This window comes from Sphingomicrobium sp. XHP0239, from assembly GCF_039555325.1.
GTDB lineage: Bacteria > Pseudomonadota > Alphaproteobacteria > Sphingomonadales > Sphingomonadaceae > Sphingomicrobium > Sphingomicrobium maritimum.
Map to the genome: position 1 here is coordinate 224,848 of NZ_CP154608.1, position 19,969 is coordinate 244,816.

The window sequence follows — 19,969 nt, forward strand, 5'->3', positions numbered from 1 at the left end:
TCTTGCGGGTCGGTCGATTACCTAACCCTTTACGATTCAACGGAAGATGCGGCCCGCCGTTCCGGCCTCGGAAGGTCGATCGGACGGGGCGTGGGATTGCGTCGCCAAGTTGTTGCAATGGGGACAGCGGAAGGCTAAAGAGCCGCTTCCGCCGATGGTGCACGGGGCTGTAGCTCAGTTGGGAGAGCGCTGCAATCGCACTGCAGAGGTCGGGGGTTCGAATCCCCCTAGCTCCACCACCCTCGGCTATTATTTTCCCACAGCTTAGCTGGTCGAGAGCTCAACGGACTTTTGCAGTTCCGGGCTCCTGGTATCGCACTGGTATCGCAATCTTCGGACCGGAGTGATTGGGCGCCAAGCATTCTGACAGTTGCTGGGCCGGTTGCCGACAGTCCGCTTCTGGAGACTAGGCGGCGAGAAGCCGACGTTCCCCTAGCGACCAGTTGCAGACACGCGTTGCGATCCCCTAATTGACCCCATGTCTGCAGATTGTTGTTCCGCCAAGTCGACCGAGCTGGAGAAGCTGGCCCGCCAGGCCGAGCAGCGTCGAGTGCTGGTGGCCGTGCTGGCCATTAACGTGTTCATGTTCGTCGTCGAGTTCAGTGCGGGCGTAATCGCCGGTTCTACGGCGCTCATGGCCGATGCAGCCGACATGCTCGGCGACGCGGTGGTTTATGCTGCCAGCCTCTACGCCCTTGCCCGGTCCGACCGGTGGAAGGCCGGAGCAGCGATGCTCAAAGGGGTCGTCATTTTCGGGCTCGGAGTTGGAATTTCGTTCAACGTGGCGGCCAAGATCAGCAGCGGGGTCGCTCCGTCTTCTACCCTGATGCTGATTTTCGGTGGGCTCGCGCTCGTCGCCAACCTGGTTTGCCTTCGTCTGTTGACGCGCTTTCGTCATCAGGACGTGAATATGGCGAGCACTTTCGAATGCTCTCGCAACGACGTAGTTAACAATTGCGGGGTGCTACTCGCGGCTGGGCTCGTCTGGTGGCTGGTCTCGCCCTGGCCCGACATCATCATCGGCAGTCTCATGGCGGTGATCTTTCTGCGCTCGGCTTTCCGCGTTATTCGCGAGGCAGCGCCGCAAATGCGCGCGACTTGAGTCGCTTTCTACCCCGTTCCGGTCGTTCGATACAGCACCACGTTTGCACCGAGAGGCTCGACGGTTCGTGGGCCGGTTACTGGCTGCCCGCTTGCGTCTGGAATGCGGTGAAAAAAGACGAGCCAACTAGCCCAGTCGGGCGATCGTCAGCATGCGCACGAGATCGGAGAGGGTCTTTGCTTGCATCTTCATCATCGCATTGGCGCGGTAAACTTCGACTGTCCGCGGGCTGATGTCGAGATCGAAGGCGATCACCTTGTTAGCTTTCCCGTCCACAAGGCCATCGACCACCTCGCGCTCCCTTGCGGAGAGCAAACCGAGACGGTCGAGCACTTCGCGGCGTTCGTTCTGTATCTGCTCGTCGCCAGTGCTGTCGGTCAGCGCCTTGCGGATGGCCGCAAGTATCGCCTCGTCGTCGAATGGCTTCTCGATAAAATCCGCAGCGCCCGCCTTCATTGCCTGGATCGCTAACGGCACGTCGGCGTGACCGGTGATGATGATCACGGGCACCCTATCGTCGCGCTCCTTCAGTTTGTCGGCCAGTTCGACACCGTTCGTTCCGGGCATACGCACGTCGGTCACCACGCAGGCGCCGGAAAGTGGAGGCGAAGATTTCAGAAAAGCATCGGCCGACACGAACGAGCGGACACGGATTTCGGCAACGTCGAGAAGAAACTCTAGCGAGTGCCGCGCGCTCTCGTCGTCATCGATGATGTAGACGATCGGATCACTGGCACCACTACTCGCCATCGTATAGTTCCTCACTCGCGACACGCTGCACCGTAAAGCCGAACTCCGCCCCGCCGCCGGGAATTGGCAGGGCCCAGATACGCCCTCCATGCGCCTCGACGATCGTGCGCGAGATCGACAGCCCGACGCCCATACCCGTGCGCTTGGTGGAGATGAAGGGCTGAAATAGCCGGTCCGCGACTTCGGGATCGATACCGGGACCGGTGTCGGTCACCGATACCTGCGCCAGATCGTCGACTGCCGGTTCGATCACGATCGTCAGATCGCGCTGCGAACAATCTGATTCGGCCATCGCATCAATCGCGTTTCGCACAAGGTTTAGCACGACCTGTTGGATCTGCACCTTGTCGACCAGCACCAGATCGATTGCGGGACTGAAGTTATATTGCACTCGGATGCCATGCTCCTTGGCACCGACGAGCGCGAGGGCGCTGGCTTCCTCGACGAGTTTAGGCAGACTTTCGATTGTGCGTTCGGTTTCGCCGCGGGCTACGAAGTCCCGCAGCCGACGAATGATGTCGCCTGCCCTGAGCGCTTCCGCAGCAGCCCGGTCGACGGCTTCCGCCACGCGCTCGTGCTGCACCTCTTCTCGCATGAGCAGCATCCGGCTGCCCTTGAGGTAGTTGGCGATTGCCGAGAGCGGCTGGTTGATCTCGTGCGCCAGCGCAGACGCCATTTCGCCCAAGGCGGTAAGCCGCGAGACGTGCACTAGCTCGCTTTGCAGTTCCTGCAACCTTGCCTCGGCCTGCTGGCGCTCGGTCAGGTCGCGGATGAACCCGGTGAAAAAGCGCTGCCCTTCCGCCTGCATCTCGCCCACGGCAAGCTCGAGCGGGAAGGTCGAACCGTCCTTGCGCTCGCCGACGACAACGCGGCCCTTGCCGATGATCCTCCTCTCGCCGGTGCGGTAGTAGCGCTCCAGATAGCCGTCATGTGCGCTGCGATAAGGATCGGGCATCAGCACATTGACGTTCTGACCGGCCACCTCTGCCGCCTGCCATCCGAACATCCGTTCGGCTGCGGGACTGAAATCGCGGATCAAGCCAGCTTCGTCTATGACGATCATCGCATCTGGCACGGTGTCGAGGATCGATTGCAGGTGAGCTTCACGCCTTGCGAGAGCGACGGCCGCGGTTTCGGTTTCGATTCGCGCGCGCTGGAACCATTCGCCGCCGATGGCCACGGCGATGCCGATGAGCACGAATGCCGCGGCGGCAATTAGGCTTCCGTTCTCGATCGGTCCACTCAGCGCGTCGCACCACAGACCGGCGGCAGCGCCGACCACGGCCGCGAGACCACCTGCGCGAAACCCGGAAAGCGCGCTGGCGACAACCACGCCGGGAACGAAGAAAATGAAGGTGGCGCGCTGACCGAGTTCGTCGGCGGCGAGCAAGCGGACCGCGACGCCAGCCGCTATAGCCAGCAGCGCCAGCAACAGAGCGGTGGAAAACGACAGGCGCGGCAAGAAGCGGCTGACAAAACTGGTGCGCCCCACCTCCGGTAAGGCCCTTAGGGTGCTTGGCTTAGGGTGATCATCCAAATTTCGCGGTTCCGTGGATCGGCATAGAAGGAGGTCATCAGCGGCGCTCCAACAACATCTGCCGCAAGCGGAGAAACTTCAATGACTTCACCTTTCATCGATCTCGGTGTTCACCACAACCCCCGCGGAATGTCGGACCGGATCGCGTTCGGCTTCACCAAGGCGCTGCGCTGGTGCGCTGACACTTTCTTCGCCGAGCGTTACGGCCACCGCGCCGTCGTGTTGGAAACGGTTGCCGCCGTGCCGGGCATGGTCGGGGCAACGATCAACCATCTCGCCTGCCTGCGCCGCATGTGCGACGACAGGGGCTGGATCAAGACGCTCATGGACGAAGCCGAAAACGAGCGCATGCACCTCATGACATTCATCGAGGTCTCGCAGCCCACATGGTTCGAGCGAGCGGTGATCATCGGGGTGCAATGGGTATTCTACCTCTTCTTCTTCGCGCTCTACCTGGTGAGCTCGAAGACCGCGCACCGAGTCGTGGGCTACTTCGAGGAAGAGGCCGTCATCAGCTACACGCATTACCTCGCCGAGATCGACGAAGGTCGCAGCCCGAACGTGCCTGCTCCGGAGATCGCCAAGCGCTACTGGGGGCTTCCTGAGGATGCCACGCTGCGCGACGTGGTGTTGGTGGTGCGCGCCGACGAGGCACATCACCGCGACGTCAACCACGGCTTCGCCAATGAGCTTGCGGGTCTGCCGGTCGGCGAGGTCGCCGAGTGCCCCCCTCATGTGGCTCTTGAACCCAACTGGAAGAACGCGGCCTGATCGAGGCTGCCCGGGGAGGGGGACGGAACATGGTCGATCGAGCCAAGATCCTGTTGTTGGTCGAAGATATCTCCGTCCTCTCCGCGCTTCGTTTCTCCCTCTCAATCGAAGGGTTCGAGATCGCCGAATGGATTGGAATGATCGACAATCCTTCCATGGTGGCCGCTCTGGTCATCGACGAACGCTACGGTGGCGACGCTCTTGCCGCGCTCGATGGGTTGAAGAAAAAGGGCTGCTGCGCGCCGGCGATAATCCTGGCCACCAATCCTACTGCCCAGCTACGAGCCCGTGTCGCCGCCGCAAATGCCGAGTTGATCGAGAAGCCGCTTCTGGGCGACGAGCTGAGCAGTGCGATCCGCGCCATCTTAGAAACGCGAAAGGCGGCCTGAGGTGACCACCAACCTTCCCGACGGCCTCGAGCCATACAAGCGCACCGCAACGTTCACCGAAGACACCGTGCCGGCAGGTCTGCTGACCGAGCATTCCACCAAGGACGGCGTCTGGGGTCTCATCCAAGTGGAGGAAGGCGCCTTACGTTATGTCGTGACCGATCCGCGCCGCGCGCCGGCCGAATCGCTGCTCACGCCCGAAGATGAATTCGGCATAATCGAACCGACAATCCTTCACCGTGTTGAGTCGGTCGGAACGGTGCGGTTTCACGTCCAGTTTCTGCGCTTCGCAAGCGTAAAGCCTCCGGCTTCCACACCCGATGGGAGGGGCTCATGACCAGCGTCCCTATCCGTTCGCATGCGGCCGATCCCGACACCCGCTCCTTCGCGCAGCAAAAGCGAGCTGAGAAGCGCGCAGCGGCAGAGGAAATCGGAATCGACGCGGCGTTCATCGATCACCTGGTCGAAGCATTCTACGACAAGATACGCGAGGATGACCTTCTCGGCCCGATCTTTGCCGAACGCATCGCCGACTGGCCGCCGCATCTTGCCAGAATGAAGGCGTTCTGGCGTTCGGTGCTCCACAACAGCGGCGAGTTTTCGGGCAATCCGATGCTCAAACATCTCGCCATTCCCGGCCTCGAGCTCCGGCATTTCTCGCGCTGGCTCGACCTCTTCTACGAAACGCTGCGGGAAGCCGAGGGGTACCCCGCCGCGACCGATCTCGTCGGCGCGCGCGCGAGAATGATAGCCGACAGTTTGCTGACTGGCATTGAAATGCGCCGAAACGGACTGGCCGGGGGGCGCGCAGGAAAGGACCTACCCTATGTCTGATGCCGTTCTCCGCACCCAGGCCGTGCCGCTACGAGAATACCGCGATGCGCTGTCCGACGTTATGGCGCCCATTGCCGGGCTCGAGGCCAACGACAACAGTACGCTTACGCCGCCGCAGCAGCCTGAAACACGAATGTTCGAGCTGCCGGCAAGCGTCTGGAGAGCGATGATTGCCTGCTATGCCACCTTTCTTATTGCCTTGCTTGGCGCGACCGGCGGGGCTCATGCAGCGTTCGCGATCGCCATATCGACGATCTACGTCGCCATGTTCTTCGGAACCGCTCGCGTGATGTTGCGGCACGCCCCGCCGCAACCGGGAAGTCCGCTGAAACATCGAGGCGCCATTTTGCAGACCGCTTCCGGCTGCTTGGCTCGCGGCGAGGTATATGGTCAGGTGTTGATCGTTCCAGCGACTATTGCCGTATTCGGCATCGGAATCTGTTTGATCAGTGCGATATTGATGTAGGTCCAGCAGTAACGTCAGTTGTCCGGAGGAAAGAAAATGATCTGTCCTTATTGCAGCGAACTCGGCGCTCCAGGCCCACTGGATGTGCGTAGTTGTGCGCCGCGCCTGGGCACAAGGAGCAACCCAAGGTTGGGTCTGCTCTCTCGTTTTTCGCAATGGCTTTCGACTTTGCAGATAAAGTCGCGATAGCTGGCGCACGTAGCTGAGAAGCCTTCACGTGATTTCATCGGAAAGTGCCACGCGCATTGCAGTCATCGGATCGAGCCAGAAACGAAGGGCAGATTTAGGAGCCGAGGAATGGTCAATGAAATGACCACGATAAGGGCGCTTAGCTGTCAACCGCTGCATTCTAAACGAACGACAGCTTTTGGGTCTCGACGAAGGCGTGTCGAACGGCCGATATGGGGCGCGAAGCGGACATGAGCTCAGAAGGCATCGGAGGGAGGGTGCCGATGAACGCTCGTGAAAGCATCGACTTCCCGCCAAAACTCTTCGACGCCCTGAATGAATTCTCGTAGATAGTCTGGTCGAAGGTGATCATACTTCCCGCCGGTTCCCGTGCTGGTGGCATGTCCTGCGGCGGTGTCGATTTGAGCCTTCGGAACTCCGCGAGCGGACAAATAGGTATGCAACGAGTGCCGCAGGGTATTGGGGGTCCCGACGCCCTTCCATGCCAACCGGCCCTCGGTCTCGCCAAATTTAGTGCGGGCCGGAAGGATTTTTTGACGCCCTGAAGCGTCGAGCAATGGTCGCCGCAGCCCTCTATCTGGATAATGTTCGCCAGCGGCGACGAGGCAAGCATCGAAAGCTCTACCGATGTCTTTGATCGGAGCGCGAACCTGCCTTTTGCCATTTTGATCGGCTGCTGACCGATATTGAATGACGTGACCTGCGCGTCCGGCAAGCCAAGGTGCCAGCGTCGGAGCAACCGGAACGATGGGGCGCATCTTTTGGGTCTGAATCCGATCAGGGTGATTGAAATGGATAAGACCGTTTCTGATCTGATCAGCACTATCGAGTTCCAAAATGGCCTGCGACCGGCCATGAGACGACATCGCAATCATCACGTAGGTGGCAACGTGCATTCGGTCGGGGATCGATACGGCCGCCTCTAGGATTGCTGCTATTTGTTCGGGGCCGTAGACCAACGCCCGCGCCACGCTTCGTCCTTTCACATCTTTGATGCGAGGAGCCGATGCGAGGATGTTCTCCTCGAGCGCCCAGTTAATGGGTCCCCGGATCGCAGCCAGGTCGCGCGAGATCGTGGGCGCTGAGGCACCTTCCTCCTGACGAAATGCGACAAAATCGCGGATGAAGGAAGAACGCACCGTCGCTACGGTGAATGGATCCGGCATTCGTCCAGCCTTGCGCGCCGCCTCGTAGAAGCGCTCAAGGGCCAGCACGGAATAAGCATAGCGCGTTGGATCCGCGAGATGGGCTACGTGATGGGTTAACCACTGCCGGGTGATATCCTCAACGAGAACTTCGCTGGGTTTCGCTTCGAACACTTCCGATTGTTCGGTCGCCGTAAAGTGTTCTGCTAGGGCAATCTGGGCTTCTTCTGGCGGATGATCCGCATCGCCGCCGCCGATGCCGAGACTTTTTCGGCGAGTGGTTCGTCCGTCGAGCCAACAGATGCACCAGTCGTCGCGGTCTTTTCGAAACCAAAGCCAGTATCGCCCAAGCTGAAGCCGTCCGCCTTTGGCGCCTTTGCGTTTTGCCATTTTCTTCTCATTTCATCCTGTTTCAATTCACACAGGACCATGAAAATTGGAGAGGTCAGGAGTGCCTGCGCGTGCTCGTGCTCGAGATGCGCCCGGGACTCGTTTCTAGCGGCGCGTTCGAGCCGCTTCAGGATTTCTCCGAAGACGCCCTCGCCTTCTTGCAACGCTTCGTACTTCACACTGCGCGAGCCCCATCGATGAGACGCGCGGTCACCGGCTTTCCGACGACGACGACGGCATAGCTTCGCGGTCTTTTTCTGAGTCGGACTTATGCTTTTCCGGAAGCAGCAGCTTCGACAGCTCACTGTGCAGCGATTTTAGAAGCGCTTTTCGGGCCACCAGATTCTCAGGTTCAAAAGAAATTTCTTTGATATTGACGAGAGTTGCCCCGCAGCGCTTCCGTTGGATCGAAGCGTGCTTTTCGATACCGCTGAATGATACATAGCGGGTTTGCCGAGTTTGACGTTCGGAGGGGCTCAGGCAGAGCGCGTCGAGCAAACCCGCGGGACTGAATAGAACGCCGTCTGCCGCCAAAGTGTGGGCTATCTGCTCGGCTTTGCGAACCTTTTCTTCGCTATCATGATGTCTGAAAAAGTCGGTTGCGAAATGAACGCTTACAGCCTCGGGATCTCGCAGTGCCTGCAAGACGCCCTTGGGTAGGTCGAGAAGCCGCAGCGTTCGCGACACGGTCGAGGCTGGCAACCGGATGACTTCTGCGAAATCTTTCTGGCGGCCTTCATGGAAACGATCGATCGCATATGCCCAGGTTCGCGCCTTTTGGATCGGCCTGAGGTCGCGCCGGTTGGCGTTCTCCTTGTCGGCAATCTGCCAGGCTGTCTCGTCGGACACATCGCAGACCATCGCCTTCAACTGCCGGCCGGGTTCCGTTTCTTTGATCGCTAGGATCGCTCCGAGGCGCCTTCTGCCTGCGATGACCTCGTAGCCGCCCTCAATAGGTCTGACGAGAACACTTGAGATCTGACCATTCGTGCGAATATCCTCAACTAAGGACGACTCCCTTTTCGCATCGAACGTAGCTTCTGCTCTTCCATTACCGGGAAATATCCGACACTGCGTCGGATCGATTTTGATAGGTGCCGCTGAAGGGCTGTGCTTAACGTCCTGTTCCATTTCTTAATCTCCTAACCATCGGCTTTGACGATGATTGAGAGAATAAGATGGAGTGCCGCTTTGGAGTCTTCAGTCCACTCGCCGTCGCGCTCTCTAAGCAGTCAACCGGCGGGCTCGTGGTTGCACGATACTGCCATCGAGCCGGGCCCACAGGCTCGATTCGAAAAGCCAATCTAGATACTCGACCTGTGGATCTTTGGGGTGAGCCAATCGATACCTATTAATGGGTGCCACATCCGCGACCTTACTCGAGCTAAAACCGAGATGAGAGGCCACCATCTCCTCGGGCGACGCTTGCGCTCCAAATTTTACAGCCATTTCGGGATCCAGCCGATCACAGTCTTGAGGACTTAGCAGGGGGTCCTGGGGCGTCAATTTGTCTTCAACTTCGTATATATGCGGATTCAACCTTTGATCGCGAATATAAAGAGCCCTATAAATTCCCGCAATGTCATCTCTGATCCTCCGTAATTCGACATCAGAGAAGTACTGATGATCGAGACTATCCGGACCGTAATTTGTTAGGATGCGTTCATCTTTAGGGATTTTGTTCATTGCCGAAAGCACTCTATGGCTTAGGTATAGCAGACCGGTTTGTGTTGTTAGATTGAATCGAATTGTCGATACACTAGCATTGGCTTCTAAGATTCCCTTACAGTTGTCGCGAGCATGGATATCGTGCTTTCTTTTTTCACCACCGGTTTTATTTTTGTCCCGACTATCATTGTCGCGACTTATGCGTGCCATGTCGTGATGCCTGACACGGTCTTCTAAAATTTTTTGCAGATCGGCGTCCATTCTTTGGACCCGTCGTTTCAGTTCGTTCATGAATCTTAGAAGTTTACGTCGCTCCGATTTTGAAAGCGGGCTGTCAGGGTCTGTTTTCATGAATTCAGCGTGGCGCCGCGCGATATCCTCCAATCCATTTTCCTCGATGAAGTCTAATAGCTTTGCGTCGAGATCGGCGCCGTCTTCTCCGCGCTTAAAACTTTGCTCAAGTTGTTCCGCTTTTTTGATAAGTTCTTGAAGCATATTTCTGAATGAGGCGACGGTGACATTTTCGGGGTCAAACATTCCCCCCTTCTCATAGGCGTTCCACTCGGCATGAAATAATCTAGTAGTCATAATCTGCATATCTAATAGACACCAATAGACGTGCATCTTACGAATTGTCTTTTGCAGTTTATTCGAACAGCACTTCGTCTTTTCTACTAGGTTTGGTATCTCATGAAGGTTTCCTTCTATAAGTTTCTTCACAATCACGCTCTCGTCAGGATTTTTTAGATGCTCGTTGAGTTGACGGCCGACAACCTCCGGTGAGAGACCGCTGAGTTCCCCGTTGACGCTCTTAGTGTTCTTTAATGCCTTTAGGATGAGGGAAATAGTCGCAGCGTTACGACGGGAGTCGATCATCCATCGCAAGTGATCCCTCATCTCGAGCTCCGAGTTCGACAGTGACGTTACGATGTCATCGAAATCGAACAGCACTCGGTGAGTGTCCAACAAACCCGAGCGGCAGTGGTACAGATCACGCAACTCCGGGCATTCTGGGAGTTCGCCATTCGTAATTTTCCCAATCCGCAATAGCGCTCGCCCCAGCGCCCGGGGGTCGTTTGTGGCTCCAACGAAATCTGGGCTGAAGCGCGCGAGGTCCCAGCTCTTGGCCAGAATTTTCCCTATATTTCTGCACTTCGGATCGATGCCGACGATAGACTCCAGGATACGACGGGGGAGGGTCATTTGAGTACTTTCACTAGAAAGGCTTTTGAACATATGGGGAACGGGGTAAAGAGTTCGTTAAGCTCAACCCGACCCCTCAAGATTTCGAAGGTGGCCCTCGAAAATGTGCAGCGATTTTGTCAGTTTTCGGTGTTGAGTTTGGACATTCTTAAGCTCGTCCAGTAACTTTTGAGGCGATGACGAGCCACCTTCTTGCTCCGCTTTCAACGACAATAGTCGCGCCTCAAGCGATCCTATCTCCGTAGTAAGCTTCTCTACATTCGAGCGTATGGATTCGATTTTTCTGTCGTGGGTCTCCGTTGCTTCGTTGAAGTGCTCGGTCAGTCCCTGAATTGATTTTTCCATATTTTTTTTTCCTTTATCGAGGTTCGTAGGTACGGTGGTTGATAACGAGGCCCTCACTCGGTCCACGGGGGCAGTTCTTTGGGGATGCGCCAGAAGTCGGGGTTCGCTACATGGACCGCGATCCAATCGTGTGCCGCACCGCGCGACGAGAAGGCCGGAGCTTTAATTTCGAGACGTAGTTCGATGGCTTTGATCCGATATTCCTGAAATTCGGTGATCGAATCTTTCCGCCAGCTTCTGCTTGGGTTCTTGGCCTGGCGCTTGTTGAACTCGCGAGTGCGCTGTTCGTCTGCTGCCTTGGAGAACTCCATGCTGATGCGAGCGCCCTCTTTCTCGCACCACTCAAGGCGACGGGGGCACGAGAAGATATAGCGCAGTATCGTGCCGCGATCCGTCGCCTCGGTTTCAGACGCAGCCTGAGCTACGAAGGTGGCATATAGGGTTCCATGAGCCTCCAAGCCGAGGATCGCCTCGTCGCTAATATCGAGATATCCGAGCTTTTCAGCGACCGCCCCTTTCCCGAAAAGCTTCTGCGATCGGGACGTATTTCGTCGACGGGCGGCGCGCTGATCTCGAAGATGTCTTTCGAAGTCTCGGGCGTCGATCGCCCGCTGCCCTGCAGTCGCGCGGGCAACCTGGGCCCGCGCGGTGAGGTTTCGCAGGTGAGTCCCGAGAATTGACCGATAAGGAGGTTTGTTTTCAAGTTCGCTCATCCCGCCATCCTAGAGAATAACGAGGAGGAGTATTCTTCACTCCGGTCCCATCAATTCCAGAGAGGCGGGATCAAATTCGGCTAGCCTCGGCCCTGATTTTGAGACTCTTTCCAAAGCCTGAAAAGGTCATCTGCCGAGATCTCCTCCGACTCGGGCAAGAGCGGGAATATTCTCGATGGCCATTCCGACTGATCGGCCTCCGGTTCGGGAAGTGCCGCCGAAATCTCCCGGCAATACGCTTCGCCCTCCTTCGATCGCCTCAATGCTTCCCAGTCAGCGAGCAAAGGCTCTTCGGACGCGCTCAGCGCGTATGATCCATCGCCGCGGTGCAAGGCGCTGAATTCCATGTTAGTGATCGCACTGCGAACGCGCCTAAGGACTGGAATGATAGATTCGTCCTTTATTGGGTGATTTGCGGCGGCGCGCGCCTCTGCCGTCTGAAGCGAGCGGATCGCTTGAATGATCGCCTCCCCAGCCTCAATTTCTTGTTTTTGTCTTTTCAATGCCGTGACACAGGCGTCTTCGAACTCATGGATTTCGTTCTCAAGCCGATGGAGGGCTTCAGACATCCCCTTTCGAACGGGGATCAGCAGCTCTGAACAAATCTGCCAGCATCGTTCGAGCTTATCACCGGCATTGAGCAGTCGAGTTGCCGCCTGCCGTAGTCGACCGCTCTCAAAAAAGGCTTTCCGCGCTTCTCGACTCTCCGTCTCGGCCTTGGCGACAGCACGTTCCTGGCGAGTGCGTTCCGCGCCTTTCTTTGTATTGCCCGGACTGACCTCGCCTCGCTCAGCCCGCGAAAGATATGTCCAGCGCGCCCTATGACCGCCCGCCGCGAGTGCTCGGTTCAGGGTTCGAGCGACGAATTTCCGTTGAAGTTTGAGGCCAGCAGGCGTGTTCAGCCACGTGCTCTTCGAAGCTGAGAATTCCCATTGATATGCCGTGATTCGCTTCATCGGTCTAAGACTTAGGACCAGATGAGCGTGGTAATTTCGCTGATCACCGTCTTGGTCAGGGTGATGGAGGGCCGCGTAATATGGGAGTCCCATACGGCGAAGAGGCTGCACTAGTTCGGCGAGCACCTGCACACGTTCGGTAGGACTATTTTCGTGAGAAAGGGCGACAATGACGTGGATATAGACGCCCGCACCTTTACGGGCGAGCCGCTCGATCTCTTCGATTTTCTGTGAACAGTGGACGGCTTCGCCCATATCGTCACCCATATTGGTGACCACGTTGCCTTCAACATTTTCGAGCGCAGCCTCTCTGCCGATGTAGCGAATTTTTCGCCCCATCTCACCTGACTTCCATGGCGTGGTTCTCGAACTCGTCCGCTTGGTTCCAGAGCGAGCGTAATTTCGCCCTCGACCAGAACTCAGCCCTCTGCCGATCCACTCGAAATATAAGTCTCGATTGGTCGGACCACGCGCCACCTGCTTCGCTTCGAATTGTTTGAATAGCTGTGTTGGTGGTGATCGCCGGAATAGACGTCGTTCCTCTCGCCTTATGGATGCGCCCAAACGGGCGTGCTCACGCGCTCGTTCGAGATCTTCAAGTTGCCGTTTTCGGCGCATGAACGCTGTTTTGGTTCGGTCCTCATGCTCTTGTTTTCGCCCGTTGGACTTCTCGGTCCCACGGGAACTGGCTTGCTGAGCCTGGGCTGCTCGATCCGCTTTTTCTTTGCGTGAAATTTTACAGCGGTCGCGATGAGATTCTCGCAACACAGCAGCTGCTCGCATTCTGTCTGCGAGCGGGACGATCTCGATATTTTGCTTTTCCATTGGGGTCTCCCTGACCCCGTTTTTTAAATGAGAATATTAGTCCCTTTCCTTCAGTCCACTGAAAGCCCGTATATCTGACCAGAGCATTTTTCGGTGCGTTTTCGTGTCGATTGCAAATTTGCAATCGACAAGCAGAGCATCGCGTTATCTTAGGCCGTGTTGACAAAAGACTTCAGCCATAGGCGAGTGGCGGCGAGGTTGAGGAAACTCTCGAAGGATAGGATGGTCTTGTCGTAGCGGGTGGCGATTCGGCGCTGTTGCTTGAGCTTTCCGAACATGCGCTCGACGCGATTGCGGTCCCGGTAGCGGCGATAGTCGGGATGGTCGGGCACCTTGCGGTTTGAGCGGGGCGGGATGATGGGCAGGATGCCCCGGATCAGCAGGCTTTCCCGGAAGCGATCACCGTCATAGCCTTTGTCTGCCAGCAGCGCCTTGGGCGCGGCGACGGGGATCTCCATCAGCGGCTCGGCAGCGGTGTAATCGGAAGCCTCCCCGCCGGTCAGGATGAAGCCGAGAGGCAGTCCTTGATTGTCGCAGCGGGCGTGGATTTTGCTCGTAAAGCCGCCGCGTGATCGACCAAGAGCGTTCGCACAAGCCCCCCTTTTCCGCCCGCTGCCGAGACATGGCCGCGAACGCTGGTGCTGTCGATCATGTGCTGCCAATCGTCGGTTAGACCCAGATCGACCAGTGTTTGCAGCAGCGCATCCCAGACACCCTGTTCGGCCCAGCGCCGGAACCGGACATAGACCGAGTTCCACTTGCCGTATCGCTCGTGCATGTCGCGCCAGGGGCAGCCGACTCGCAGCACGTGGAGCATGCCATTGAGGAAGCGCCGGTTATCGCCAGCAGGACGCGCCCAGCGACCACGCTCAGGCGGTAGCAGCGGCCCGATCAACTCCCATTCCGCATCCGACAAGTCCCCACGACCCATGACTGCTCCTCAAAAAGCAGTCTTGAATCAGAACTCGGGGCAAATGGGAATCCCTTTGTCAACACAGCCTAAATTTTAGAGGGGGGAGAAAGCGTGTCTTGCAATGTGAATTGACAAGACGTTGACGCGCCTCCCCCCAACTTCCTTCTCTCTGTTGAGCTTTAGACTACGGACGAGGGTGCAGGTTCAGACCGAAGGTGGTTTTGACCTTTTGCTCCACGACGAGATCGCGACGTTTCGACCCTCGTCGCTAGCGACGATCCGATCGACTGTCATCCAACCAAAACGAGACAGCCGTCCAGCTAGGATGAGCGCGTGAACATGACCCGGCGCATCGCTCCCGACCAGGTAAGGGGCATGCAGGATCAAGATGATGGGCACCCTCATGCCGACGACATAATGATCGCGAAGCCATGCGCGGCATTCTTCGTACGGCCCGTGAAGGTTGGGTGCGTTGGGAAACCTTATGGTCACTTGCGCGAAGCCAGTAGGTTCGCCTTCGGGTAGCCATTCCTCATAGCGCCGGACGAGGCGATCGACGTCGGCATATTCTTCCGGTGCGTCCGTGGGTAGAAGAATTTCGACGCGGGCGGCCGTGTCGGAAGAGGCTTCGGCCGCTGCGGGCCGCCGCTTCTTCAGGATCTGCGGCACGATCGAGGCTCGCGGCCCTCGGCCCGGTTCCCAATAGAACCTCGCGAAGCCGAACGTGTCGTCCAGTTCATCCGCGTGGAAGAACCCTTTTAGCGGGCGCTCGACATCCGCGGCAGCAATTTTCGGGCGCTGTACCTTCTTCACGACCTTCTTGGTCGCGACAGCCTTCCGCGGGGGTTTAGCCTTGCGCGCGACCATTACAGCCACCCCGTCGAGGCGACCGACAGCAGCTCGCTGCCCCACTGAATGCCACGATACCGCTCGACCTCGTCGTCGAACGGCGGTTCATTGACCAGTTCCATGCCCTTACGATCAAGACGCACATGCGGGCCATCGCCGACCGACGGAATGAGATAGGCGTCGCCGGAGGGTTGAGGGCGCCATAGGAAATACCCGCACAGCATTCGCGACATGCCGGCAATCTTGACATCGAAGGTCGCGAGATGAGGTCGCGGTTGGTCCGTGCTGCGGACAATGATCGCGTCGCGCGACACGGCGTCGGCCACATGGCCGACTTCGCGTAGCAATAGAGGTCGGCGGCAGCCGGTTCCCGCGATGATGATCCCCGCTTCCGGTGCGAGGAAGCAGTTCTCCAACCACGGGTGATGAGCCTCGGGCTCCTGATCGAGATATCCGTCGATCACGATCGCTGTCGCCAACATCAGTCGCTTGACGAGCTCGCGCGGCTCGGGAATCGGATCAACGAAATCCGGGCGGAATTCTTCGGTATATTGCATTTGAAATGCCTTCTTTTGCTTCATTGAAGCCCTCGAAGGCCGAGCAGTGATGCTCGAGGGCGACTTTCATCCTTTCGGCTCAGCCGCCTTCATGAGTTCCCTCAGTTTTTTCAGGCCAGCAGGGGGATCGGTGACGGATCGTTCCTGCCTCCTTCCAATGGTGAGCGATGCCATCTCACGTGGCGTAGAAATTAGGATTAGATCGTGAGCCACCGGAAAGTTGTCAGTCTTTTGCGTGTGGCGATTGGCATGCGTCCAGTTGAACTCAAATTGGGGCTACGCTCTCGGGAGGCCTAGCGTTGGCAAGTGAGGCATCTCGGGCGAAAACTCCTAAGAACTGCTCGAAGCGAATGTCAGATTCGCGCCCCATTGCGGTCGTTCGCACATCCAAGCATCTGGTCGTGAGCTGCCTGACCGGTGCGACCACGACGCCAAGCGAGCCGCTTCGGCCCCCTTCGCCTTCCCGTGCGCGACCGTTTCTCTTCTGGCCATGCCGGCCAGAGGAGAAGTCAGATGGGAATGTCAGAATTCGATTCGCGCGCGCGTTCGATGCGCCCTTGGAACGCAGGCACACAGGTTGGCCCAAAGCGGCCGCTGACGCAGAAGCAGATCTGGGCGATCCGTTTTCACCTCGATAGGGAGCAACGCTTTCGTGACAGGGCGCTGTTTGATCTCGCGATCGACAGCAAGCTACGAGGCTGCGATCTCGTCGAGCTGAAGATCGGCGACCTGGTAGCAGGCGCGGAGATCCGACACCGAGCCACGATCATCCAACGGAAAACGAAGCGACCGGTGCAGTTCGAAATCGCTCAGGACGCTCGAGCGAGCCTGCTGGCCTGGCTCGAGCTTCGTGGAGGCAGCGTCGAGGACTTCGCCTTCCCCAGTCGGGTCGATCACGATCGGCATCTGAGTACGCGGCAATACGCTAGGCTCGTCGATGAATGGGTCACCGCGGTCGGGCTCCGAAGAAAGGATTATGGCACCCACTCGCTGCGTCGAACGAAAGCATCGATCATCTACAAAGCGACAGGCAATCTCAGGGCCATTCAAATCCTGCTCGGCCATTCCAAGATCGAGAACACCGTGCGCTACCTCGGCGTCGACATCGAAGACGCGCTCACGTTGTCTGAGAAAATCGAGATCTGAGAGCTGCGCCAGTCTCCGCGAGAGGCTGGCGCACCAACCAAGCGGCCGGTTTCATTTGATTTTGAGCGCTTCAGCGGCGACCGATTAGGGGTGGAAAGCGGACGGAAAGAACTATGGCGTGTTGATAGCTCTTGAGGCATTAGCGCCGCCATGAAGCATGACAATAAGATCGCTCCCGTCGCCGCTGTAACGAGCTTCGGCGGGCTGTTTGCAGCAGCCGCGTGCTGCGTCCTACCGCTTGCACTTGCCAGCGTCGGCGTCGGGGCTGGCGCGCTGGCTTCGCTTAGCCCGCTCCATGTTCCTCTTAGTGCCATCGCGCTGGCTGCCGTTTTGGCTGGCTGGTATTTCTACGCCAAGAAGTCTCGGGCGTGTGCCACCGATACCAGCTGCGAGCGGCCCTCGCGGGCGACAGCGCCACTCCTCGCTGTCGCCACGGTGCTAGTTGGTCTGTCCGGTATTTGGCCTTTCATTGAAGCTCCGTTGATGAGAGTATTCGCGCAGTGATCGAACTGAAATCCACGCTCACTTGCCCAAATTGCGGTGGGACGACTTCCGAGGAAATGCCGACGAACGCGTGCTGGTTTTTCTACGACTGCGTGCATTGCGCCGCAAAACTGCGCCCCTTGGCTGGCGACTGCTGCGTCTTCTGTTCCTATGGGGACGTTCCATGCCCACCGATCCAAGAGGCGCGCGCTAACGGCACTTCTGCACGTTGCTGCTGAAGAACTTGGTCGTCTAGTTCTGGATGAGACGCACAAGCGAACCGTCAAGATCGACCATATACGCAATGGTCTTTCCACTGGCTTCCTCGCTTGCCGGATGAAGTCGAGGCCAACCCCAGCACTGCTCCGGCAAGCCCGCGCTCTTACATAGGTCGTAAAAGGCAGGCATGTCGTCCAAGCGAAGGCAGCAACTAAAATTGCCTGTGGCAGGGTCCAGCTCAGCGTGAGGAAAAAATTCCACGGTAAGATCGCCGCGCTTTAGAATCATCCACCCTTGGTCGCGCCAGCCTTCTTCAAAGCCTAATCGCTCATAAAACTGGGCGGTTGCCTCGAAGTCACGACTTGGCAAATTTGGGGTGGCATGGTCCAAAAGGCATTCCTTCACGCCAAAGTTATCACTGGCGGGTTGATGTCCGCAATGGGTCGATTGCTGCCTGGCAGGTTCGGGGTGGGAGGCGATCATGCATTGGCACGAAGCAATTGATGGCGGCGGCGATGAAGTCGCTCAGGCTCCATCCGAAATCGCCTTTCACCAATTGAACGCTGAGAGGGACAAGCATGATTCCCCCAGCTGCCGGCCAAGCCGCGATGCGCCACGCTTGCTGCACCAGCTACTATTTTCAGCGCCACCCTGTCGCATCGCCCATCTCCTACCTTGTTGGGGGGAGAACATACCGCTGCCGTCCATGAGAAGCATGAGGGAGTTGTGAGGATCTCGTGAAAAGCGGGTTGTGTAGGCACAATCGGTGGAGCTCCGCGTTCATCGCCGCTTAGCGTGACTAGAAAGGTGTGATGCGATGACCCAGACTTTCCGCGACGCAGCCGCGGTGGCCACACTGCTAATGCTGGCGGCATGCAGCGGCGCTGACGAGGTAATCCAGACTCCGGATGGTTCGGGCGAGGCGGCCGTCCAAGACTCCTCGGCCGATCCCTCCGCCACGCCTTCGTCTGCTGCCCTGGACCCGTCTGCCCCCGCGTGGGACATGCAATCGAGCGGTGAAGGGGTGGCGCTGGTGTTTCCCGGCTCGGGCGAAGCGGCGGTGCGGATGTTTTGCCCCTCGCGGCAGGACCGCATCCTCGTCAACGTCCCCGCCTTCCGTCCTATCGGCAGCGAGGAGCGATTGAGCTTCGGTAGCGGCGGCAACGCCCACGCGCTCGTCGCCGATACCCGTGGGGATCGCCAGCGCGGCGGGGTCAGCGGCACCGGAGCGGTGCCGGGCAACCTCGACGCGCTGATCGATGGGCCAGTCTCGGTTACCTACGGCGCACAAAGCAGCGGCCCTCATCCCGCGCCGCCGCGAACCATCACCCGTGCCTTCGCCGCCGCCTGCCACGCGAGCCCCCCCACGGCAACCACGACGAGCTCCGCGACCGGCAAAGTGAGCGCCTGCCTGATCCAGGACGGCAAGCGCCTCGCCGTCACCCCTTTGCGCGCGATCGGCACCGAGCCCTTCTGGGGCGCGAAGATCGAAGGCCGCTGCGTCACCTATTTGCATCCCGAAGACCAATCGGGCACGCGGGTCTGGACCACCTACACCCCCGACAGCGGAGGGGGCGGCACGTGGTCGGGCGCGCTCGACAACCAGAAATTCGAACTGCGAACCCGTCCGCAAAATGGCTGCTCGGACGGGATGTCCGACAAGCGCTATCCCCTTGCGGTCGAACTGCTGGTGGGGGGTGAACAGCGCACGGGTTGCGCGGAGGCGCGATGAGTCTGCTCGACCAAACCCGGGGATACCGGGGGTTGCCGGTTTAGCCTTGGGGAAAAGTCCGCTTTCATGTCGTCGTTACCGAAAGCGGACAGTCCTCTCTCGGCCTAAGAGCCGCCATTCACTTTCCCGAGGCGAGACGTCCGGGCCTCGAAACAGAAATTTCCCAGCAATTTGAGTGCCCATTTTTGTCATCTATGGGGCACCATTTTCAAGATTGACCGAAATTCGCCATTTTTTGGTCACCCCAATCAAGACAGCTGAGAACTTCTAAGCATAGAGGCCGCTTTCATGTCAGCTTAGCGCCCTAATGTCGGCCATTCCATTGCTTCTCTGGGTGATCCATAAGCAGAGGGTCATCAAGGTCTCACATGACGCTTTGGCGCCCCAGGCTATCGATGATCTGACACTCGCCGATCTTGTCCGCCTGGCAGGACCGTAACATCTGTCCCAGCTCGTCACGCAGCGCGGAGAGATCGGCGATCTTGCGCTCGACCTCGGCCAGTTGTTGCTGGACCAGCAGGTCAACATCCAGGCACGGCTTTTCGTCGTGCTCGGACAGGGCGAGCAGTTCGCGAATCTGTGCCATGCTGAACCCGAGCTCGCGCGCCCGGCGCACGAAGGTGAGTGTCGCCAAATGGTCGGTGGAGTAGTCGCGATAATTGCTGTCCGTCCGGTCGGCTGCTGGCAGGATGCCTTCGCGCTCGTAGTAGCGGATCGTCTCCGGCTTCGTGCCGGTGGCCCTTGCCAGTTCGCCTATACGCATCGCTTGACCTTGTAGTTGCGACAA

Annotated in this window: 21 protein-coding genes, 1 tRNA gene and 1 pseudogene; 10 read left to right on the forward strand and 13 right to left on the reverse strand. The window is 58.3% G+C overall.

What is annotated here, in order from left to right:
- The first annotated feature begins 163 nt into the window (after positions 1 to 163).
- Positions 164 to 239: transfer RNA gene (locus WJT74_RS01115), tRNA-Ala, on the forward strand.
- A gap of 239 nt (positions 240 to 478) precedes the next feature.
- A complete protein-coding gene (locus WJT74_RS01120) occupies positions 479 to 1,102 on the forward strand; it encodes a cation diffusion facilitator family transporter (protein WP_343345854.1) in 624 nt (207 codons plus the stop codon).
- 126 nt (positions 1,103 to 1,228) lie between these two features.
- Here the strand turns inward: WJT74_RS01120 and fixJ are convergent, their stop codons facing one another.
- On the reverse strand, positions 1,229 to 1,852 hold the full coding sequence (gene fixJ / locus WJT74_RS01125) for a response regulator FixJ (RefSeq protein ID WP_265562450.1): 624 nt from the start codon (positions 1,850 to 1,852) through the stop codon (positions 1,229 to 1,231).
- Complete coding sequence (locus WJT74_RS01130; protein WP_343345860.1) at positions 1,842 to 3,314, reverse strand: two-component system sensor histidine kinase NtrB; 1,473 nt, start codon at positions 3,312 to 3,314, stop codon at positions 1,842 to 1,844. The genes fixJ and WJT74_RS01130 overlap by 11 nt, the downstream gene beginning before the upstream one ends.
- Positions 3,315 to 3,470: 156 nt before the next feature.
- Here WJT74_RS01130 and WJT74_RS01135 point away from each other — a divergent pair, with 156 nt between their 5' ends.
- Genes WJT74_RS01135 through WJT74_RS01155 form a run of 5 tightly spaced genes read left to right on the forward strand, consistent with a single transcriptional unit; the run spans position 3,471 to position 5,849 of the window.
- On the forward strand, positions 3,471 to 4,160 hold the full coding sequence (locus WJT74_RS01135; RefSeq protein WP_343345863.1) for an alternative oxidase: 690 nt from the start codon (positions 3,471 to 3,473) through the stop codon (positions 4,158 to 4,160).
- A 29-nt stretch (positions 4,161 to 4,189) separates the two neighbouring features.
- Positions 4,190 to 4,549: a histidine kinase gene (locus tag WJT74_RS01140; protein WP_343345866.1), complete on the forward strand. Its 360-nt coding sequence runs from the start codon at positions 4,190 to 4,192 to the stop codon at positions 4,547 to 4,549.
- A 1-nt stretch (position 4,550) separates the two neighbouring features.
- The gene (locus WJT74_RS01145) at positions 4,551 to 4,886 is read left to right on the forward strand and encodes a DUF1971 domain-containing protein (RefSeq protein ID WP_343345868.1); all 336 of its coding nucleotides are present in this window, start codon (positions 4,551 to 4,553) and stop codon (positions 4,884 to 4,886) included.
- Positions 4,883 to 5,383, forward strand: coding sequence for a group III truncated hemoglobin (locus WJT74_RS01150; RefSeq protein WP_343345870.1), 501 nt, complete (start codon positions 4,883 to 4,885; stop codon positions 5,381 to 5,383). Before WJT74_RS01145 ends, WJT74_RS01150 begins: the two co-directional genes overlap by 4 nt.
- The gene (locus tag WJT74_RS01155; RefSeq protein ID WP_343345872.1) at positions 5,376 to 5,849 is read left to right on the forward strand and encodes a hypothetical protein; all 474 of its coding nucleotides are present in this window, start codon (positions 5,376 to 5,378) and stop codon (positions 5,847 to 5,849) included. The genes WJT74_RS01150 and WJT74_RS01155 overlap by 8 nt, the downstream gene beginning before the upstream one ends.
- Before the next feature lie 425 nt (positions 5,850 to 6,274).
- Here the strand turns inward: WJT74_RS01155 and WJT74_RS01160 are convergent, their stop codons facing one another.
- From WJT74_RS01160 to WJT74_RS01205, 9 genes and pseudogenes are all read right to left on the reverse strand, one after another.
- Complete coding sequence (locus tag WJT74_RS01160; RefSeq protein WP_343345874.1) at positions 6,275 to 7,573, reverse strand: hypothetical protein; 1,299 nt, start codon at positions 7,571 to 7,573, stop codon at positions 6,275 to 6,277.
- A gap of 210 nt (positions 7,574 to 7,783) precedes the next feature.
- Positions 7,784 to 8,704, reverse strand: coding sequence for a ParB/RepB/Spo0J family partition protein (locus tag WJT74_RS01165; protein WP_343345876.1), 921 nt, complete (start codon positions 8,702 to 8,704; stop codon positions 7,784 to 7,786).
- 93 nt (positions 8,705 to 8,797) lie between these two features.
- Positions 8,798 to 10,444, reverse strand: coding sequence for a hypothetical protein (locus tag WJT74_RS01170; RefSeq protein ID WP_343345878.1), 1,647 nt, complete (start codon positions 10,442 to 10,444; stop codon positions 8,798 to 8,800).
- Between the two features lie 63 nt (positions 10,445 to 10,507).
- The gene (locus WJT74_RS01175) at positions 10,508 to 10,789 is read right to left on the reverse strand and encodes a hypothetical protein (protein ID WP_343345880.1); all 282 of its coding nucleotides are present in this window, start codon (positions 10,787 to 10,789) and stop codon (positions 10,508 to 10,510) included.
- 53 nt (positions 10,790 to 10,842) lie between these two features.
- Positions 10,843 to 11,502 carry a hypothetical protein gene (locus WJT74_RS01180; protein WP_343345885.1) on the reverse strand — a complete coding sequence of 220 codons (660 nt, stop codon included), beginning with the start codon at positions 11,500 to 11,502 and terminating at the stop codon, positions 10,843 to 10,845.
- An 80-nt stretch (positions 11,503 to 11,582) separates the two neighbouring features.
- Positions 11,583 to 13,283, reverse strand: a complete 1,701-nt coding sequence (locus tag WJT74_RS01185) for a hypothetical protein (protein WP_343345887.1) — start codon at positions 13,281 to 13,283, stop codon at positions 11,583 to 11,585.
- Between the two features lie 149 nt (positions 13,284 to 13,432).
- Positions 13,433 to 14,214 (reverse strand): annotated as a pseudogene (locus WJT74_RS01190) (IS5 family transposase).
- Positions 14,215 to 14,400: 186 nt separating this feature from the next.
- Complete coding sequence (locus WJT74_RS01200; RefSeq protein WP_343345893.1) at positions 14,401 to 15,063, reverse strand: hypothetical protein; 663 nt, start codon at positions 15,061 to 15,063, stop codon at positions 14,401 to 14,403.
- The gene (locus WJT74_RS01205) at positions 15,063 to 15,626 is read right to left on the reverse strand and encodes a hypothetical protein (RefSeq protein WP_343345895.1); all 564 of its coding nucleotides are present in this window, start codon (positions 15,624 to 15,626) and stop codon (positions 15,063 to 15,065) included. The genes WJT74_RS01200 and WJT74_RS01205 overlap by 1 nt, the downstream gene beginning before the upstream one ends.
- 489 nt (positions 15,627 to 16,115) lie before the next feature.
- On the opposite strand from WJT74_RS01205, the gene WJT74_RS01210 reads away from it, so the two are divergent.
- The gene (locus WJT74_RS01210) at positions 16,116 to 16,748 is read left to right on the forward strand and encodes a tyrosine-type recombinase/integrase (RefSeq protein WP_343345897.1); all 633 of its coding nucleotides are present in this window, start codon (positions 16,116 to 16,118) and stop codon (positions 16,746 to 16,748) included.
- Between the two features lie 500 nt (positions 16,749 to 17,248).
- Positions 17,249 to 17,470, forward strand: a complete 222-nt coding sequence (locus WJT74_RS01215; RefSeq protein WP_343345899.1) for a GDCCVxC domain-containing (seleno)protein — start codon at positions 17,249 to 17,251, stop codon at positions 17,468 to 17,470.
- Between the two features lie 13 nt (positions 17,471 to 17,483).
- Here the strand turns inward: WJT74_RS01215 and WJT74_RS01220 are convergent, their stop codons facing one another.
- Complete coding sequence (locus tag WJT74_RS01220; RefSeq protein WP_343348229.1) at positions 17,484 to 17,855, reverse strand: bleomycin resistance protein; 372 nt, start codon at positions 17,853 to 17,855, stop codon at positions 17,484 to 17,486.
- A 412-nt stretch (positions 17,856 to 18,267) separates the two neighbouring features.
- Between WJT74_RS01220 and WJT74_RS01225 the strand changes: the two genes are divergently transcribed.
- Positions 18,268 to 19,182, forward strand: coding sequence for a hypothetical protein (locus WJT74_RS01225; protein ID WP_343345902.1), 915 nt, complete (start codon positions 18,268 to 18,270; stop codon positions 19,180 to 19,182).
- Positions 19,183 to 19,546: 364 nt separating this feature from the next.
- On the opposite strand, the gene WJT74_RS01230 is transcribed toward WJT74_RS01225, so the two are convergent.
- Positions 19,547 to 19,945: a MerR family transcriptional regulator gene (locus tag WJT74_RS01230; protein ID WP_343345905.1), complete on the reverse strand. Its 399-nt coding sequence runs from the start codon at positions 19,943 to 19,945 to the stop codon at positions 19,547 to 19,549.
- Positions 19,946 to 19,969: the final 24 nt, after the last annotated feature.

Coding starts and splice junctions, on each gene's coding strand:
- WJT74_RS01230 (WP_343345905.1), bottom strand. CDS start 19,945: ATGCGTATAGGCGAACTGGCAAGGGCCACCGGCACGAAGCCGGAGACG.
- WJT74_RS01155 (WP_343345872.1), top strand. CDS start 5,376: ATGTCTGATGCCGTTCTCCGCACCCAGGCCGTGCCGCTACGAGAATAC.
- WJT74_RS01165 (WP_343345876.1), bottom strand. CDS start 8,704: ATGGAACAGGACGTTAAGCACAGCCCTTCAGCGGCACCTATCAAAATC.
- WJT74_RS01225 (WP_343345902.1), top strand. CDS start 18,268: ATGACCCAGACTTTCCGCGACGCAGCCGCGGTGGCCACACTGCTAATG.
- WJT74_RS01180 (WP_343345885.1), bottom strand. CDS start 11,502: ATGAGCGAACTTGAAAACAAACCTCCTTATCGGTCAATTCTCGGGACT.
- WJT74_RS01135 (WP_343345863.1), top strand. CDS start 3,471: ATGACTTCACCTTTCATCGATCTCGGTGTTCACCACAACCCCCGCGGA.
- WJT74_RS01205 (WP_343345895.1), bottom strand. CDS start 15,626: ATGAAGCAAAAGAAGGCATTTCAAATGCAATATACCGAAGAATTCCGC.
- WJT74_RS01140 (WP_343345866.1), top strand. CDS start 4,190: ATGGTCGATCGAGCCAAGATCCTGTTGTTGGTCGAAGATATCTCCGTC.
- fixJ (WP_265562450.1), bottom strand. CDS start 1,852: ATGGCGAGTAGTGGTGCCAGTGATCCGATCGTCTACATCATCGATGAC.
- WJT74_RS01170 (WP_343345878.1), bottom strand. CDS start 10,444: ATGACCCTCCCCCGTCGTATCCTGGAGTCTATCGTCGGCATCGATCCG.
- WJT74_RS01150 (WP_343345870.1), top strand. CDS start 4,883: ATGACCAGCGTCCCTATCCGTTCGCATGCGGCCGATCCCGACACCCGC.
- WJT74_RS01200 (WP_343345893.1), bottom strand. CDS start 15,063: ATGGTCGCGCGCAAGGCTAAACCCCCGCGGAAGGCTGTCGCGACCAAG.
- WJT74_RS01185 (WP_343345887.1), bottom strand. CDS start 13,283: ATGGAAAAGCAAAATATCGAGATCGTCCCGCTCGCAGACAGAATGCGA.
- WJT74_RS01120 (WP_343345854.1), top strand. CDS start 479: ATGTCTGCAGATTGTTGTTCCGCCAAGTCGACCGAGCTGGAGAAGCTG.
- WJT74_RS01175 (WP_343345880.1), bottom strand. CDS start 10,789: ATGGAAAAATCAATTCAGGGACTGACCGAGCACTTCAACGAAGCAACG.
- WJT74_RS01210 (WP_343345897.1), top strand. CDS start 16,116: ATGGGAATGTCAGAATTCGATTCGCGCGCGCGTTCGATGCGCCCTTGG.
- WJT74_RS01160 (WP_343345874.1), bottom strand. CDS start 7,573: ATGGCAAAACGCAAAGGCGCCAAAGGCGGACGGCTTCAGCTTGGGCGA.